16 protein-coding genes are annotated in these 18656 nt (G+C 38.6%); 13 read left to right on the top strand and 3 right to left on the bottom strand.

Annotated features, from left to right (window positions below):
* Positions 1-98: 98 nt before the first annotated feature.
* Positions 99-992, top strand: a complete 894-nt coding sequence (locus tag AAA923_RS07060; RefSeq protein WP_041500151.1) for a YitT family protein — start codon at positions 99-101, stop codon at positions 990-992.
* Positions 993-1542: 550 nt separating this feature from the next.
* The gene (locus AAA923_RS07055; RefSeq protein WP_338216037.1) at positions 1543-1770 is read left to right on the top strand and encodes a cation transporting ATPase C-terminal domain-containing protein; all 228 of its coding nucleotides are present in this window, start codon (positions 1543-1545) and stop codon (positions 1768-1770) included.
* Positions 1771-1881: 111 nt separating this feature from the next.
* Here AAA923_RS07055 and AAA923_RS07050 read toward each other — a convergent pair whose 3' ends face one another.
* On the bottom strand, positions 1882-2184 hold the full coding sequence (locus AAA923_RS07050) for a bacteriocin immunity protein (RefSeq protein WP_338215833.1): 303 nt from the start codon (positions 2182-2184) through the stop codon (positions 1882-1884).
* A gap of 441 nt (positions 2185-2625) precedes the next feature.
* Here AAA923_RS07050 and glgB point away from each other — a divergent pair, with 441 nt between their 5' ends.
* The 6 genes from glgB to AAA923_RS07020 are packed head-to-tail and all read left to right on the top strand — an operon-like array spanning position 2626 to position 12529.
* Entirely contained in the window at positions 2626-4506 is a 1881-nt protein-coding gene (gene glgB / locus AAA923_RS07045; protein ID WP_435890169.1) for a 1,4-alpha-glucan branching protein GlgB, read from the top strand.
* A gap of 5 nt (positions 4507-4511) precedes the next feature.
* Entirely contained in the window at positions 4512-5657 is a 1146-nt protein-coding gene (locus AAA923_RS07040) for a glucose-1-phosphate adenylyltransferase (protein ID WP_494515736.1), read from the top strand.
* Complete coding sequence (gene glgD / locus AAA923_RS07035; RefSeq protein ID WP_338215829.1) at positions 5654-6826, top strand: glucose-1-phosphate adenylyltransferase subunit GlgD; 1173 nt, start codon at positions 5654-5656, stop codon at positions 6824-6826. The genes AAA923_RS07040 and glgD overlap by 4 nt, the downstream gene beginning before the upstream one ends.
* A complete protein-coding gene (glgA, locus tag AAA923_RS07030; RefSeq protein ID WP_338215827.1) occupies positions 6819-8255 on the top strand; it encodes a glycogen synthase GlgA in 1437 nt (478 codons plus the stop codon). The genes glgD and glgA overlap by 8 nt, the downstream gene beginning before the upstream one ends.
* A 37-nt stretch (positions 8256-8292) precedes the next feature.
* Positions 8293-10698: a glycogen/starch/alpha-glucan phosphorylase gene (locus tag AAA923_RS07025; protein WP_338215825.1), complete on the top strand. Its 2406-nt coding sequence runs from the start codon at positions 8293-8295 to the stop codon at positions 10696-10698.
* Positions 10699-10717: 19 nt separating this feature from the next.
* On the top strand, positions 10718-12529 hold the full coding sequence (locus tag AAA923_RS07020; protein WP_435890168.1) for a glycoside hydrolase family 13 protein: 1812 nt from the start codon (positions 10718-10720) through the stop codon (positions 12527-12529).
* Positions 12530-12777: 248 nt separating this feature from the next.
* On the opposite strand, the gene AAA923_RS07015 is transcribed toward AAA923_RS07020, so the two are convergent.
* Complete coding sequence (locus AAA923_RS07015; RefSeq protein WP_338215821.1) at positions 12778-13440, bottom strand: HAD family hydrolase; 663 nt, start codon at positions 13438-13440, stop codon at positions 12778-12780.
* 50 nt (positions 13441-13490) lie between these two features.
* Here AAA923_RS07015 and AAA923_RS07010 point away from each other — a divergent pair, with 50 nt between their 5' ends.
* The 4 genes from AAA923_RS07010 to AAA923_RS06995 all read left to right on the top strand — a co-directional run bounded on the left by AAA923_RS07010 (position 13491) and on the right by AAA923_RS06995 (position 17157).
* Positions 13491-14225, top strand: coding sequence for a hypothetical protein (locus AAA923_RS07010; RefSeq protein ID WP_338215820.1), 735 nt, complete (start codon positions 13491-13493; stop codon positions 14223-14225).
* Between the two features lie 178 nt (positions 14226-14403).
* On the top strand, positions 14404-15387 hold the full coding sequence (locus tag AAA923_RS07005; protein WP_338215819.1) for an Lreu_0056 family protein: 984 nt from the start codon (positions 14404-14406) through the stop codon (positions 15385-15387).
* Positions 15388-15445: 58 nt separating this feature from the next.
* A complete protein-coding gene (locus tag AAA923_RS07000) occupies positions 15446-16009 on the top strand; it encodes an SLAP domain-containing protein (protein ID WP_338215818.1) in 564 nt (187 codons plus the stop codon).
* A 26-nt stretch (positions 16010-16035) separates the two neighbouring features.
* Positions 16036-17157, top strand: a complete 1122-nt coding sequence (locus AAA923_RS06995; protein WP_338215817.1) for a CAP domain-containing protein — start codon at positions 16036-16038, stop codon at positions 17155-17157.
* A gap of 121 nt (positions 17158-17278) precedes the next feature.
* Here the strand turns inward: AAA923_RS06995 and AAA923_RS06990 are convergent, their stop codons facing one another.
* Positions 17279-17578 (bottom strand): hypothetical protein, encoded by a 300-nt coding sequence (locus AAA923_RS06990; RefSeq protein ID WP_338215814.1) that lies wholly within the window; start codon positions 17576-17578, stop codon positions 17279-17281.
* 168 nt (positions 17579-17746) lie between these two features.
* Here AAA923_RS06990 and AAA923_RS06985 point away from each other — a divergent pair, with 168 nt between their 5' ends.
* Complete coding sequence (locus AAA923_RS06985) at positions 17747-18571, top strand: SDR family NAD(P)-dependent oxidoreductase (RefSeq protein ID WP_338215811.1); 825 nt, start codon at positions 17747-17749, stop codon at positions 18569-18571.
* Positions 18572-18656 lie beyond the last annotated feature (85 nt).

Here is an 18656-nt window from a genome sequence, read left to right as displayed (position 1 = left end):
TAATTGGCATTAAACTATTGACCCTACACTATAATTAAAAACAATGAAGAGTACACTAATATTAATAGCAAAAAAATTATTATATTGGAGGGAAAAATATGAATTTTAAGTGGTGGACCAAATATAATAGTTTGGAACTATTAATGATTACCCTAGGATGTGCCATCTATGCCTTTAGTTTGGATATGATTTCCATTCCCAATGGTTTAGCTGACGGGGGATTAAGTGGTATCACATTGATCATTCGATATTTTCTTCATATTAATCTTGGTGTGAGTACGTTAGTGCTAAATATTCCACTGATATTAATTGGATTTCGATTTCTGGGCAAGCGTGTTATGTTCTATACGCTTTATGGCACGCTTTGTTTGTCATTATTCTTAATACTATGGTCGCATCAATCTATAATTAAACCGTTACCATTAAAACATGATTTATTGTTATCATCCCTTGCTGCAGGTGTATTATCTGGACTCGGCATTGGACTAGTTTTTCGTTATAACGGAACAACGGGTGGTAGTGATATCATCGCCCGTGTCAGTCAGAAAAAATATGGTATTTCGTCTGGTAAAGGTATTTTAATTATGGATTATATCGTATTATTTTTATCGTTATCATATTTGGATTTTTATCACATTATGTATTCGTTAATTGTTAGTTTCATTTTGGCAAGAATGATTGATTTCGTGCAAGAAGGTCCCAATCGTGCCAAAGCCTTGTTCATTATTTCTGACAAATATGAAGAGATCACGCAGTTAATTGATATCACGCTTGAGCGTGGCTGGACATATTTGAACGCCGAAGGTGGTTATCAAAATGATGAGAAGAAAGTTATTTATCTGATGATTCAACCGCGTGAAGTGCCACAATTAAAACAACTAATAAAATCCGTTGATTCCAAAGCTTTTGTTACCGTGCTCGATGCTCATGAAGTAATCGGTGAAGGATTTAGTTATCAACGAAAGAGATATCATATTAGTTTGCATAAATAATTAAATATATTCATTACTTTTCTAACATAAGAAATCAAAAAATCCGTCTCATACTCACTATTACATTAGTGAGTATGAGACGGATTTTTTTCGTGAAAATGAAGTACTTAAAATCATTATTTCTCCCAAGATTTTTCAGCAAACAAGTGATACAACAAAAGTCCCACCCCGAGCAATGCACAAACACCGCCATAATAGGTACAGTTTTGCCGAATTGCGACACATTCATGATGATTGCTCCACCGACAAACAGAAATCCACTGGCGATTAAATTAGTCATAATTTTTCTCCACATTCGAATTTAAGTTACTTGTATATATGATATTCAGTTTAACAGTTATATGTAGCGACTACTATTTATAACGATAACAATATATTTATAGGTTCTAAGTCGTTTGTAACAGTGTTGATGGTCTTGTGGGTGAACATGATCAGTGATGCCTTGCCATCTTTTGCCATAAAATATGGTGTTAAGAAGAATAATTGTCCGTGAAATTACGATGGGTGCGGTAGTTTCGTAGCCTTTATCTTGGCTGCTAGAAGTTCCAGAATGCTGTTCCACCGCAATCCCTTCAGTAATCTGAAGCTGATTATGGCAGTAACTTTCTCGGCATTAAGTTCAATTTTGGTAACTGTAGCGCCATTTTTTAATGAAGTAATGGGAACGGCCAGACTGAACGGTAAATTATACTTGGCAGTAATATTTTTACCAGCGGTGCCATTGTTCATAATTTCCGGAGTTAAAGCGTTATTGCTGAAGAAAAATAAAATCAAGTAGTCCCATTTTATGTATTATTCTTTATGAGTATAAAATGAATTTTTGTATCGAAATAAGCTCGACAACACTTTCTAATCAAGTGCTGTCGAGCTTATTTTATTGTCATAAATTTTATTTCTCGCTCAAGTCCAATAAATTGTTCTTAGGATCATGATACAAAACAGCAGCTGAACCAAGGTCACGAAGTTCACGCCACCAATTTTCTTGTTCGTCGGTCAAAGTGATTTTTTCAGTCAAACGAATATAGTTCACAGCGCTGGCCGCATGTGCAGTCAAATCGCTCACATCAGTTCCTTCTTCAAGTCGTTTGTAAGCTTTCATTAGGGGAGCTTGCAAACGTTCATCGTCAGTTGAGTTATAGAGTTGCTTGATCAAAGTTTTAGCTTTGATAAGTTGGTCATCTTTTTCAGCCATATCAATTCACCTTTCTAAAAATATATAGATTAAGTGTATCACCCAATTTCGTTCCAAAAACTTGGCGGATTGTCCAACAATATCTTCATAATTCAACACAGGCTATTTTTATATAATAAGCAAACTGGTATATATCAAAAAGAACCAATAATTAATGTCTATTGTGAATAAATGAACACTTTGAACTGCTAAATTGTCAAAAAACTCATAAAACTCATAAAACAAACTATTACCAAATGACATCTTGTCTACTCTAAAATATGAAAACGATTACTTACTAATATACCAACGTATAAGTACCTAGAATTTATTCGATATAATTTCATCAAAAAATGAATACAATTGTCAAAAACTAACTTATAATGAGGTTATAACAAAGGTGTTTAAATAAATATAGTTACAATTTTCACGTTTCTTTGAAGGGAAGTGATTGGGTTGGTATTGCAAGACACATTAGCTGATAAAAGTTACTTGTTTAACACGGGGAGGTCTTTTAAAAGTTACGGTTTCTTAGGATGTCACATGCACGAAGAAGGTCGAGCAGAATTCAATGTTTGGGCTCCAAATGCTAAATCCGTCGCAGTCGTTGGTGACTTTAACGATTGGCAAGATAGTTCGATGAAACAGATTGAAAATACTGGTATCTGGCATATTGAAATTAATAATGCCAAGTTGGGTAACTTGTACAAATTTGCGATTGTTGGACCTGATGGTGAACGTAATTTGAAAATTGATCCGTATGCGACTCAGTTTGAAAAAAAACCTGGGGACGCAGCAGTTATTACACCGCCAATTGGTCACAAATGGCACGATGGTTTGTGGCTCGGACGAAGAAAGCGGAGTAAACCAGCACAACGACCAATGAATATTTATGAAGTTCATCTTGGTTCTTGGAAACGACACGATGATGACAGTTATTATACATATTCTGAGTTTGCTGATGAATTGATTCCTTATGTGAAAAATCTCGGCTACACGCATATTGAGTTGATGCCTGTCATGGAGCACCCTTTGGATGCTTCTTGGGGTTATCAGCAATTAGGATATTTCGCTACTACAAGTCGCTTTGGCGGTCGAGAAGACTTCTTAAACTTCATTGATAAATGTCACTTGGCAAATATCGGAGTCATCGTTGACTGGGTTCCGGGACACTTTATTAGAAATTACGATGCACTTTATCAATATGACGGGACACCAACGTTTGAATATCAGGATGAAAATCGAGCTGATAACAAAGGCTGGGGTGCTTGGAATTTTGATTTGGGCAAAGCTCAAGTGCAGAGTTTCTTGATTTCGAGTGCTATGTATTGGATTGATGAATGCCACTTGGACGGTCTGCGAGTTGATGCGGTTTCGAACATGCTGTATTTGGATTATGACGTTGGCAAAGAAAATTTGGTCAATAAGTATGGCGATAATCGTAATTTAGAAGGTATCGAATTTTTGCAAAAACTGAATCAAGTCGTCCATCAAGAACATCCCGACGCATTGATGATTGCGGAAGAATCTTCTGCATATAAAGGTGTGACGGACACGGTTGCCAATGGTGGCTTAGGATTTGACTACAAGTGGAATCTCGGTTGGATGCACGATACGTTGAAATTCTTCGAAATGGATCCGCTCTATCGTCACGATCACTACAACCTATTAACATTTGCTTTTGTTTACATGTACAATGAAAAATTTATTTTGCCATTTTCTCACGATGAAGTTGTTCACGGCAAGAAGTCGTTGATGCACAAGATGCCGGGGGACCGCTACAACCAATTCGCTAATTTGCGGACGATGATTACGTATTTATTAGCCTTTCCGGGTAAAAAATTAACTTTCATGGGCTCAGAATGGGGTCAATTCTTGGAATGGCGTGATTGGAGTCAGCTCGAGTGGGTCGATTTAAAGGATCCTTTGAATCAGAAGATGCAGGCATTTACGAAAGCTATCAATGATGTTTATCACGATGAACGGCCACTTTGGGAGCAAGACCATGAGCCTGAAGGAATGATATATTCCAACACGGATGACAACGAAAGTTCGACGATGGGCTTCATTCGGCAAGGCAAGAAGAAACGTCAATTCGTTGTGGCAGCTTTCAACTTTGTACCAGTCGAGAGACAGGATTATCGTATCGGAGTTCCATATTCAGGTGATTATGAATTACTTATTAACACGGAAGATGAGCGCTTTGGCGGTACTTGGACCAAACTGGAAACGCAATTCACAGCAGATAAAACGCCTTTTAACGGGCAACCTGCTAGTTTTACGGTGACACTTCCAGCTATGGGAGCGCTATTGATTCGACCAACCAAACTTAATAGAGGGTGAGTCAGATGAACGAAAATAATGAAATGTTAGCAATCATTCTTGCCGGCGGACAAGGCAGTCGGTTAGGAAAATTGACCAAATCCACAGCAAAACCAGCGATTCCTTTTGGAGGACGCTATCGTATCATTGATTTTACACTAAGCAATTGCGCCAATTCAGGTATCAATACTGTCGGGGTTATCACCCAATATCAACCTTTGGAACTAAACGCTCATATCGGAAATGGTTCCAGTTGGGGTCTGGATGATCAAATGGGTGGTGTTACTGTTTTACAACCATTCTCATCGACAGAAGGGGAAAAGTTCTTCGAAGGAACAGCCCATGCAATCTATCAAAATATTGAATATATTGACCAACAGAATCCAAAATATTTGCTAGTTCTTTCTGGTGACCACATTTATAAGATGGACTATGAAGCAATGTTGGCCTATCACAAAGCTAAGAAAGCCTCATTAACAGTTGGGGTCATTCCCGTAACTCCTGAAGAAGCCAAACGTTTCGGAATGATGAATACGGATGAAACTGACCGCATTATCGAATTTGAAGAGAAACCAGAACATCCCAAGAGCAACAAGGCTTCAATGGGTATTTATATTTTCAACTGGGCAACTTTGAGAAATTATCTAACAACTAGTTTCAGCACTAACAAAGAATTAGAAGACTTCGGTAAAAATGTTATCCCAATGTATTTAGCAAATAATGAATCCGCCTATGCATATTCATTTGATGGCTACTGGCGTGATGTCGGTACTATCCAAAGTCTCTGGCAAGCCAATATGGAATTCCTTTCTCCATATAACAGCTTGAATATTGGTGACCACAATTGGCGGATTAATTCCAAAGCCCAAGTTTTGCCACCAATGTATTTGACAGCGACAAGCAATATCAATAATTCGATGATTGTTGACAGTTGTTACGTTGCCGGGGAAGTTGACCATTCGATTTTGTCGCAACGTGTTTCAGTCGGTGCCGGTAGTAAAGTCGTGGACAGTATGATTATGCCTGGAGCGACGATTGGCAAGAACGCTGTGGTCGACCATGCATTAGTTGGTGAAGAAGCAGTTATTGGCGACGATGCTGTTGTTAAAGGAACTGAAGATGATATTGCCGTTGTAGGTTACGGCGAAGTGTTGGGGGTTAAAAAATCATGAAACATAATAGTGTGAGTGCCATCATAAATTTAGTTGAACCATGGGAACAACTCGAGCCATTAACAACGAACCGTCCAGTGGGAACGCTGCCTTTTGGCGGTCGCTATCGTTTGATTGATTTTCCACTTTCAAGCATTACTAACGCCGGAATTCAAAACGCCATGATTATTTCGCCACGTTCAGGCCGTTCAGTTGCGGACCATTTGCGTAGTGGTAATGATTGGAATTTGGATACTATTCGCGGTGGACTATTCAACTTTCCATACAATGATTTGTCATTAATTGCTCCACAAAAGAAAGAGACATTGGTTCATCACTATTACGACAATACGATTCTATTTTTGAAACGCAGCAATAGTGAATACTCCGTAATTATGGGAACAAGAAATATTTGTAATATTGACCTTCGTGCGTTGTTACGTTATCACCAAGAACGCGACAATCCGGTCACAACTGTCTACAAGAGTATTGATGCCAAAGAAGCCGATCCTAATACATCTGTTTTACAACTGACTGATAATGGCATGGCCACAGCAATTTTACCAGCAGCAAGCAAGAATGTTGTTCCAAATGATAATGGTAAATTTGCCAAGAGTTTGAACATTTATATGATGAGTACGGTTGATTTAATCGACATTTTGAAGGAAGCTAATGAACGTGGAGACTTAATCAGTTTAGAGGATTTGATGCTCCAAGCGGTTATGCAACACAGTGCCAACGCCTTTGAATATACTGGTTACTACGCTAATATCCATGATATTGAAAGCTACTATAATGCCAGCATGTCGATTTTGGCAGAAGATAATTTCAGATCACTCTTCTATACTCAGCGTAGAATTTACACGAAGGTTAAGAATGAAATTCCAACGTTCTTTGCTAAGAGTTCGCATGTCAAAGGCAGTCTCTGTGGTACTGGTGGCTACATTGAAGGAAAAATTGATCATTCAGTTATCTTCCGAAATGTGTTCATTAATCGCAAATCACAAATTAAGGATTCCGTCATTATGCAAGGGACCAGAATTGGCGCTGGGACAACAGTTGAAAATGCTATTATCGACAAGAACGTTGTCATTGGTCCCAACATGCAATTGAAAGGAACACCTGAAAATCCTCTTGTAATTGGTAAAGGCGAACGAATATTTCGGCAAACGGAGGTATCTAATGAATAAGGTTTTATTTGCGGCAGCAGAAGCAGCACCTTTTTATAAGACTGGTGGTTTGGGGGATGTTATTTACGCTTTGCCACAAGCTCTGCAGCAAGATAATGAAGTAAAAATAGTTATTCCATACTATGGAAAGCTTTTTCCTGAAAAATATCGTAATTTAGTTAAAGATTTGATGCACTTTACCGTTCGTGTCGGCGAAAAAACGAAGTATTGTGGTATCAAAACGCTTGAACTCAACGGGATCCAATACTATCTGATCGACAATGAAGAATACTTTGGTCGCGATGGTTTGTACGGCTATTGGGATGACGGCGAACGTTTTGCCTTTTTCCAATTAGCTATCTGTGAGATGTTGGAAAAGGTCAACTATATTCCTGATGTATTGCACTTGAATGACTGGCACACCGCCTTTATTCCCGTGTTGTTGAAGGATAAATACAATTGGATTGATGCCTATCGCCATATTAAGACAGTTTTGACGATTCACAATATTCAATTCCAAGGAATCTATGATCCAATTATTTTGGGCAGTTTATTTGGCATTGGCCGTCGGACTTTCAATGAAGGCAGTGTCGAATACTATGGAAATGTGAACTTTATGAAGGGCGGAATCACGTTTGCAGACGCTGTCACCACGGTTTCTCCAAGCTATGCGAAAGAAATTCAGACCCCTAATTTTGGCGAACATTTAGACGGTATATTACGTGATAATTCTTATAAATTGCATGGAATTGTCAACGGTATCGATATGAAAATCTATGATCCAGCAACTGATACTAATATTCCAGAACACTTCAGTGTTAAGGATATGAAAGGCAAGGTACTCGACAAGAAAGCCTTACAAAAAACTGTTGGTCTACCTCAAAAAGATGTGCCTATCTTTGCGGTCGTATCACGTTTAACACGTCAAAAGGGTATGGATCTGTTGTTAGATGCTTTAAATGAATTTTTACAAAATCATGATGTACAAGTTGTCATTCTAGGAACTGGCGACCCTGATTTGGAAAAAGGTTTCAAAGGGTACCAAGAAGCCTATCCTGACAAGCTTGCTGCCAAAATTGAGTTTGACGTGAAATTGGCACAGTTAATCTATGCCGGAAGCGATGCTTTCGTTATGCCATCAGCGTTTGAGCCCTGTGGCTTATCACAAATGATGGCAATGCGCTATGGTAGCGTACCAATCGTCCATTCCGTTGGTGGATTACGTGATACAGTTGTTCCGTTCAATAAGTTCACCAAAAAAGGAACTGGTTTCGGATTTGACGATTATCGTTCTGAAGTCTTGGGCAAAATGCTAGATTCTGCCTTTGATTTGTATAGTAAAGCTCCCAAAACTTGGCAAGAACTCAGAAAACAAGGGATGGAACAAGACTTTGGCTGGGAAAATTCCGCCACTAAATATCGCAATTTGTATCAAGAATTGACTGATTAGGTCAGTTTGCATCTCTTAGAATAACAGAGGTATAAAAATGGAATTAAAAGAAGCCGAGTTTGTCAGAGATTACATTAACGAAATTAGGGCTACATATGCGGTGGACTTGAAAGACACTTCACCCATGGAGCAATACATGGCTTTGGGACATTTAATTAAGCGCTATAACAGTGAGAACTGGACGGATACTTCGAAAAGTTACCGTAAAAATGATGTCAAACAAGTATATTATTTTTCAATCGAATTTTTGCCCGGACGACTTCTTAAATCAAATATGCTCAATTTGGGCATTACGGACGTCGTCAAAAAAGGTATTAGAAATTTAGGCCTAGATTTCGACAAAATTGTTCGAGCTGAGCCCGATCCTGGACTTGGTAATGGTGGTTTGGGTCGATTGGCCGCCTGTTACATGGATTCAATGGCAAGTATTGGAATGGCTGGTAATGGTAACGGAATTCGTTATCGTTATGGTCTATTTAAGCAAGTCTTCATGGACGGTTATCAAGTTGAATTGCCTGATGATTGGCTACGTAACGGGGATGCTTGGGAAGTCAGACGTGAAAATCGGGCTTGTTTAGTTAGGTTTGGCGGTCACGTTTGGATGCAAGAACAAGCAGATGGCAGTTTGAAACCAGTTTATGATCATACCGATGATGTGCTGGCAGTACCTTATGATACTGGCATTATTGGCTATCACAATGTAGTGACGAATACGTTGAGACTATGGTCAGCTGAATTGCCACCAAGCGCGGAAGAAAAGTATTATTCACAAAAACAACGTGACAATATCGATGATATTACAAAAGTTTTGTATCCAGACGATAGTAATGAAGAGGGACGTTCGTTGCGTTTGCGCCAAGAATATTTCTTCTCCTCAGCTGGTGTGCAAAGTATTGTCCGTCATTATCTATCTGGCCACATTAGCCTCAAGCGTTTTGCCCAAAAAGTTGCGATTCATATCAACGATACCCATCCAACATTGGTAATCCCTGAATTGATGCGTATCTTGATGGATGAACATGACTGTCCTTGGGATTTAGCTTGGCAAATAACGACTTCAACTATGAGTTATACCAACCACACAATTATGCAAGAAGCACTTGAGAAGTGGCCAATTCCAATGTTCCAAGGCTTGCTCCCTAGAATTTATCAAATCGTCGAGGAAATTAATCGTCGTTATCGTGCTGACAAAATTCCTGTTTTCGGTGAGGATATTGTTGACCGCACCGCTCCTTTGGGTGATGGACAAGTCCGGATGGCTTATTTAGCTGTTATTGGTAGTCACAGTGTCAACGGAGTTGCGCCATTACACACCGAGTTATTGGAAAAAGATGTTTTAGCCGATCTTTATCGAATTTACCCTGAAAAGTTCAACAATAAGACTAACGGTATTGCCGAACGTCGTTGGTTGGAGGTTGCTAACGAACCGCTTACTAAGTTGATTGACAGTAAGATTGGTAAAGAATGGCATTTCAATCCAAAATTGTTGCAGGAATTGTCAGCCTTTGAAGGCGATACGAAGTTTTTGAATCAATTAGTTGATGTTAAGAAAGAAAATAAGCAACGTTTGGCCGATTACGTGCAGTCAGAAATGGGTATTACGATTCGAACTGATGCTATCTTTGATGTTCAAATCAAGCGACTACATGCGTATAAACGTCAAGTTTTGCATATGTTAGAGATTATTCGTGAGTATTTGGAAATTAAGAATAATCCCAAAGCTGAAGTTACACCACGAGTTCACATTTTTGGTGCCAAAGCAGCTCCTAGTTATCATTACGCCAAGTCAGTTATCAAGGTTATCAATGCTGTAGCTGATTTAGTCAACAATGATCCCGATATTGGCGACAAGTTGAAAGTTGTCTTTGTGCCAAACTATGGCGTTTCATTGGGTGAATTGATTATCCCAGCTGCCGATGTCAGTGAACAAATTTCCACGGCTTCCAAAGAGGCATCTGGTACCAGCAATATGAAATTGATGACTAATGGTGCTTTGTCATTGGCCACAATGGACGGTGCCAATATTGATATTATTCGGGCTGCCGGTAAGCAAAATGAGTATACTTTTGGGCTCACAGCGAGTGATGTTTACGGATATTATCATCGTAATGACTATCGTTCAAGAGCCATTTATGATGCTAATCCCGAGTTACAAAAAGTTGTTAATTGCTTAATTACCAATATGATTCCGGGTATTTCGACTGAAGGCCGTGAGATTTACGATTCATTACTACAATATAATGATGAATATTTCGTCTTGGCTGATTATGCCGATTACGTCAAACAGCAGAAACAAATTTCCCAAGATTTCAAAGATGTTGAAACTTGGCAGAAGAAATCCTTGGCTAATATTGCCGCATCTGGAACGTTCTCAGCTGACTATTCAGTAGCTCGTTACGCTGAAGATATTTGGCAAGTTCCATATAAGCGGATTTTGAAATAAGGTGGCCCATGCAATGAGTATTGTGATTGAGTACGATTCATTTGAAACGTCAAAAAAAGCTCCATTCGGCGCAGTGGTCGAAGGAACCGAGATTGATTTTAATATAAGAGTTCATTCCAGCAATGATATTCAACAAGTTATCCTGCATGTGGCGCAAGATGGTCACTGGGATACGGAACATCAGTTGCAGATGAACTTGGGACCACATTCTTATCAGACTAAATTTACACCCAAGTCTTCAGGTTTGTTTTTCTACTATTTTGAAGTTATTACGAATCAGGAAAGTTGTTTCTATGGTTGTTTAGATGGTGGCTTTGGCGGTGAAGGCGTGATTTATTTGAAGCGTTCAGATGTCCAAATGTATCAGCTAACTGTTATGAGCCATGTGGAAAGGATTCCTGATTGGTATAAACATGGCTTGGGTTATCACATCTTTGTCGATCGTTTCAACAATGGAAATTCTGATGGTCACATTAATAATCCGAAACCTAATAGCTTTATTTATGGTCAAAAGAGCGATTTGCCAATGTATATTCGTAACAATAAACAAGAAGTTGTTCGTTGGGACTTTTATGGTGGTAATTTACTCGGGATTGAAAAAAAGATTCCTTATTTGAAGCAATTAGGCGTGACAGTCATTTATTTGAGTCCGATTTTTGAGGCAATGAGTAATCACCGTTATGATACGAGTGACTATTTCAAAATTGATCCGATGTTGGGTACATTGACTGATTTTGACCGCTTGGTGAAGAAAATTCACGAAGCAGGGATGCACGTTATTTTGGACGGTGTCTTTAACCATGTAGGAGTTAATTCACGTTACTTCAACCAATCTGGAACGTATGAAACACTTGGTGCTACCCAGTCGAAAGACAGTCGTTATTATCCTTGGTTTACTTTTACTAAGTATCCGCAAGAATATGACAGCTGGTGGGGCGTCACTGATTTGCCAACGGTTAATAAAGAAAATGTTGACTATCAGAATTTTATTTATGGTAGCGATGACTCGGTGATTGACTACTGGACTAGCCGTGGTGTTGATGGCTGGCGCTTAGACGTTGCCGATGAGTTGCCTGATGAATTTATCTTGGGTATTCGACAAGCATTGGACAAGTATCCTGACAAGGTTTTAATCGGTGAAGTTTGGGAAGATGCCTCGCATAAATTGGCTTACGGCAAACGACGTCATTACTTGGAAGGTGGCATGTTGCAGGCAGTCATGAATTATCCATTACGCAAGTTGATAATTCGGGTGCTGACGGGTGATTTGAAGCCATCTGAGTGGTGGTTAGAGTTGATGACGTTAAAAGAAAATTATCCACAGACTGTTTTTAAATATAATTTTAATAATATTGGTAGTCATGATACGAGACGAATTTTAACCGCCTTGCATGGCAATAATGATTGGCTCCAGCAGGCATTTGGATTGCTGTTCACTTTGCCCGGAGTGCCTTGTGTTTATTACGGGGATGAAACTGGTTTGACTGGTGGAAAAGACCCCGAGAACCGGGCTTTCTTCCCTTGGGATGATCTCAATACTAGTTTGCAACAGGCAGTGGAGCATCTGTATCATTGGCGTTCACGTAATAGCTGGATTGATGAGGCGGAGTTTGCCCCATTTTATCTGGATAATTACGGAATTGGATATGTTTATTGGCAAGACGATAAGAAATTATTGGTTGTCTTGAATACTTCATCCAATGAACGTCAGATAAATTCCAATGATTTAATGTTGGATGTGGTGCCTTCTGATCTGGCAGTTGCGGTTAAGAAATGTTTGACTAACAAGAGTTTGGAACATGGTGAATTTAAGATTATTGAAGATTTGTAGGCGTCTCCAGAACTGAGAATATTTAACTCGCTATGCGGACCGGTTCGAGCCATAGTGCGGTCTCGAACCTCGATTTGAAGCCTTGCAAAAACCGCAAGTCTCCAAACTCGCCCGGTGGTGTAATGGCTAAAGCCATAACGCCACACCCACAGCGGGTAAATATCCTCAGTCCTTCCGACTAATTCGATATATATATATGTATAAAAAAAGACTGATATGTATTCAGTCTTTTTTTGCGTGCCATTATATTATTGCTCAAATAGTTTTATTGATTCTTTTAGATTTGGAAGAACTGCCACGGCCTGTTTTGCCAATTCTGGCTTAGGTTGAACTAGATCAGGGACAATTATTACGTCGATTTTGGCTGCTAGTCCAGATTCGATTCCGCTGTTGGAATCTTCAAAGATTACTGCTTCTTCAGGTTTGGCGTGAGTGACATCTAATGCGTGTAAATAAATATCGGGAGCTGGTTTGTTGTTTTTCACATCGTCACCACTGATTAAGTCGGTAAAATAGTCTGTTATGCCAGTGTTTTTGGCGTTGAGCGTCAAAATTTCTTTTGTTGAAGATGAAGTTATGTAACGAGCAATATTATGTTCCTGTAGATATGTTAGTAATTCTATTGCACCAGATTTAAGGGTCACTTCACCAGCTAAAACTTTGTCGTGGTAGCGTTCCATTGATTCATCAAAAATTTTTGTGCCAAGTTTTGGATCACCAGCTAATTCTTGTAGACGACGTTTAGTATCAGGGAACCCTTTGGCAATGTAATGTTGGTTATCTTCTTTTGTGAATGGGAAGCCATACTTTGCTAGGATTTCTTTACGAGCTGAGTAGTATAAACCTTCAGTGTCGATTAGGATTCCGTCCATATCGAAGAAGACAAACTTTTTATCACGTAGATTCATCATAAAATTCCTTTCCTCAAACAGTGTGTTGGTGGATGCTTGTTATGATTTGATTGTACACTAAGTTTTACATGCCCACGATTGAAGATGTCACTGCCATCAGTTTTGAGGAATTACGTGATAATTCGCAGCGGATTAAGTCGATGATGCAGAGTATGTCTAATATGAAGAAAAGTGTTTCGATGGATCATATGAAGACAGTTTTGGAAGACATTCCACGGCACAGTTCGACACGTTATATCAACCAGGGCAGTCTGACCGATTACTATTTTGAATCGGCTAAAGCTAGTTTGGATGATGGACATATCTATTTGGTTGTTTCCAATACCGGAAGTCCAGCTAGTAAGATAATTTCGCAATTTACGCAGAAACAGTATAATCACGTGTCACTATCTTTTGATAGAGATCTTAATACGATTATTAGTTACAATGGTGGAAATAATGTGTATCCTCCGGGGATGAACGCTGAGGCTGTGCAGTATTTTCATCAAAAAGATGATGCGTCAGTTTTGATATATAGTTTGCCAGTCACTCGTAAACAGAAAGAAATTTTAATTGAAAAAGTTGCCGAAATTAATGAAGAGGGCAGTGCTTATAATCTAGTAGGATTGGTTGCCGAGCATTCATTTAGACCAAATATTATGTTCTGCTCGCAGTTTGTTTACAAGATGTTGAAATTGGCGGGCTTAGAATTCTTTGAAAAAGATGCTGGAGAAGTTAGACCAACTGATTTCATTGAATTGGATTACTATAAAAAGATGGCTTTTGAGTATGAGATAAAGTTCTGATCGATATGGTCAGAGCTTTTTTTACGATTAGTTTTTAGAATTATAAATAAAATATTCTTTTATTGAAAAGTTGGTGCTTATTTATTTATAAATAGTTGTATAATCAAAATGGATATTTAATTAAGAATATTTTTTTTAGTTACGGAATACTTTTTTAATCGACGATAGGGGAATAATCATGAGTAAAAAGGGATTAACTGCGCTCGCCGTTTTACTGGTTAGTGGTGGTATTGCCGTTTCGGGATGTAGCAATCAGAGTCAGAGTAAGAAGGATACGTCCGGCAAAAAGACAATGACTACAGCGGTCAGTAAAAAGAAGAGTCAAAAGGTTAAAACTAGCACTGAAAAAACTAGCGCGCTTTGGGATAAGGATAAGGACACTCATTTAGAATCATTTATGGATCAATGGGGTCCAACGATGAAACAAGAATATTCGAAATACAATGGAACTGATTCATTAAAGACAAGTACTGACATTGTCTATCCAGATGATTTGTCCAAAGTAACGGTTGAAGGTTCAAATTCTTCAATTGGGTGGAGCAAAGATGGTAGCAATAAATATACATACAATGTTGTTGCCATTTATAACTACAATGGCATCGTTCCACCACTTCCCAATCACATTACTTATTTCTTTGCCTTTCATAATGGAGAACCAATTGTTTTGGTTGACCAAAGTCGTGATGGACAACCTAATCTGACTGAGACAGCAAATACCAAATTGAAGTCAGGTTTTGATGATGTTGTTGCCGGAAAAGTAGCCACCGTAGATTCAGATACAGGTAATAGTCAAGCATCAACCAATGATAAGAAAACTACGGAATTGACTTCAGATCCTAAGTTAGTTGGTGTTATGGTTCATCAATTGGCTTTGCCGGGTGATGATCTTTCGAAAGAAGATATGTTGAGTATTTATCTTGATAATGGTAAATACGAAATTGGAATTGGGACTGCAACTTCTACCATTGGTTATGTGATTAATGGTGAAGTCGTGAATTACTATACCCGTGATTATAGCCACGGAGATTCTACAGCAACGGCACCTTTGATTGAGCATTCTATCAGTTTGAATGATTTGGAAAGTACTTATTATTCAACAGATGCTCAAAAGCAACTTGTACAGTCAGTTGCTAATAAAATGCCTGCAATCCAGCAGGATTAAAATAAAGTTTTACAAGTAAAATAATGGTATCAAATAATTTAAAAGGGGATTATTTATCATGAAACTTACAAAATCAGCAGTACTAGCAGCCGCATTATTAATGGCAGCAACAGGAGCAGTAACAAGTTTATCAAGCAATTCTACAGAAGCAGATGCTGCCACAGTCGCAACAGTTAAATCAGGCGTTACAGCACAACTTTATAATTCAAATGGTGCTTGGGTTACTGACCGTGCTTTGGCACAAAACACAAAATGGCGTGTTGGTACTATCAGCAAAATCGCCGGTGTCACAATGTATCAAGTTGCTACAAACGAATATTTAAAAGCTTCAGATTCAATACTTTCAGGTCAACCACAACAAGCACCTTCATCAAGTCTAGTTGCTACATTAGGTAACAACGGTGCTCCATTGTACTTCTCAGCTACAAAGGGTGATCCAGCTCACTATCAAACACTTGGCGCAAACAGTGCTTGGAGAGTTAGCCATGTTGTTACAAATGGTAAGGATACATTCTATGAAGTTGGTCTAGGTACTTTTGTTAATGCTAAGGATGCTCAATTGAACAAGACACCTTCAAACGTTGAAACAATTGGATTTGAGCCATACCTAGGTTTGAGATAATCAATTAGACGAGGATAGTAAATATTATGAAGTTTATGACTAAATCAACAGCTATCGTAGCTGCTTTGGCAATGGCAACAACTGGAGTACTAGCTTTTTCCACAAAAGTTAGCGCTTCAACTGTTGCGACAGTTCATTCAGGTGTAGTTGCACGTTTGTACACACCGCAAGGAGAAAAAATTAGTAACCGAGCTTTGTCACCAAATTCTGCATGGCAAGTTGGCAAAATTTCGACAATTAACGGTGAGAAGATGTATCAAGTTTCAACTAATGAATATCTTCGTGCTGCTGATTCTTCTCTCAATGGTCAACAACAAAGCCATGCACCAAGATTAGCTGGTAAAGCTATGAGTATGTTGGCACTTTATCGTGATGACACTAACAGTATGGCTAACCGTTCATTGGCTCCAAATTCAGAATGGGCAATTGGTGAGTATGTCGTCAATAAAAATGGTCAACAATTTGTGCAAGTTTCAACGCATGAATACGCTGATGCATCTAAATTGATGTACACACAACCTATGACTAACCCAACTTATATCGCTGACTTTGGTACAAATACTAAGTTCTCAGACTTTGCGGTCGTTGGTTCTGGTAATTTAGGCACTAATGGTGATAGTTCATCTGCAACGGATACTACACCATCAGTAACAGTACCCGATGTGAATACTAATAGTAATAATTCAAGTAAGAATCAGCCAGTTGCAAGTGTTGCATCCATTCAATCAGCTGTTGTTAAATCAATCAATGATGCCCGTGCTTCAAAAGGCTCAGGTCCGGTAGTATTAGATTCAGTATTAACTAAAATTGCTATGAAACGTGCAAACGAAAGTGTTACTAATTTCACGCATATTCGCGCAGACGGTAATCATTGGTATGCTGAACTAAAACAAGTGGCACCATCATATGTTGCTAGAGGTGAAAATCTGTTTTTGACACCATGGAATGATCTATCAGTTGAGACACCGGAGCAATTAGCATATGTAATGATGGATAATTTCCGAGGCGAAGGTGAAGGTAGTGAGACTGATATGTCTAAATGGACTCATTACACTGGAATGCTTGATTCTAAGGCGGGAAAAGTTGGTGTTGGCGTATACGTTACATCAGATAAAACCGTTTATATTGCTGAGGATTTTGCCGAATAATTAATCTTACAATCAATAATAAAAGCTAGCAAAAGCTCACAAATCAAATTAGAGTGATCGTCGTCGCTGGTAAATAAGTTTAAAAAAATAAACCCCAACCAATTACGGTTGAGGTTTTTTACTATCCATTTAGATCGGAAGTATCCAATCTAAAGAAAGGTGATACCAAGTGAATAGCGATGATGTATGTGTTATTGGATAAAACATTGTAACAATCCCAAACACGTTCGCTAGGTTCGGTATTGCGAAGATATTCTTTGATATCGGCTAGGTAAGGCTTTATTTCGTCTTCCTTGAGAACTACGTGCTGTTTTATATTTAATTCTCGTTTCTGAGCACCGGTCAAAACTAATCCAGTTTGAATTTCCAAATCCTCCGTTAATTCTGCAATAATCTTTGTAAATCTAATATCTAATGTCATTAGATAATTCCTCCATTTTTTTTTGTTATGAAAACTAAAAAAAGATGCCCATGGCGTCTTACGGTTTTACGAATTCGATAATAAGTTAAAATGTTTGACTTAGAGTGACCTCTAACTTGTAGAATACTGGACATGGTGAAAATGAATTAGAAAATAGAGGAAATATTAATGACAAAAACATGGATGATTACAGGAACTTCTAGTGGATTCGGTAAGGAATTGGCTCAGGTCGTCGCCAAACAAGCGGACACTAACTTGATAGCGACTGCCCGTAAAGAGGCTGATTTGGCATATTTAGACGCATTTGATGCAACACGTGTGGCTAAGGTGATTATGGATGTGACGAATGAAGAACAAGTTCAAGCAGGAGTTACAGCAGCCAAGGATAAATTCGGTGGAATTGATGTATTGGTCAATAACGCTGGCTTAGGATATTTTGGAACGATTGAGGAAAGTAACGAGAACGATGTTCGACAAATGTTTGAGGTTAATGTTTTCGGATTGGGCAATGTGACAAAGTCAGTTTTGCCAATTATGCGATCACAAAAGCAAGGTGTAATTGTTAACATTTCATCCGCATTAGGTGTTACTTCGTTGCCAACTTTAGGTTGGTACAGTGCAACTAAATTTGCGGTAGAAGGTTATTCCAATGCTTTGCGCCAAGAAGTTGCTCCATTGGGTATTCAAGTGATGAACGTTGAACCTAGTGGTGCCAGAACTAAGTGGAATGCTGGCAAGACAGCCCCAGTTGAAATCTCAGATTATAGTAAATTTGCTGGAATGGTCGATGGTGCTTCAAATGGTGTCACACAAACACCTGGTAGTCCGGAATTGATTGCTCAAACAATTTTTGGCATGGTAACTGATAATGAAATTGTTCCAGAACACTTGCCATTGGGAACTTTCGCGACTGATGGGATTAAAAAGGAACTTACTAATACTTTGAAAGATGTTGATAAATATCACGATATTTCAGTTGGTATTGATCAATAGGTGATAAAAGAATAATGTCTCAGCTATTAAATTAGTTGAGGCATTTTTTGCTATGATAATTGTATAAGTGAAAAGAGGCAGTTAA

Origin of the sequence: Companilactobacillus muriivasis (assembly GCF_036246245.1) — a bacterium.
GTDB lineage: Bacteria > Bacillota > Bacilli > Lactobacillales > Lactobacillaceae > Companilactobacillus > Companilactobacillus muriivasis.
This window is presented reverse-complemented; position numbering and strand designations above follow the sequence as displayed.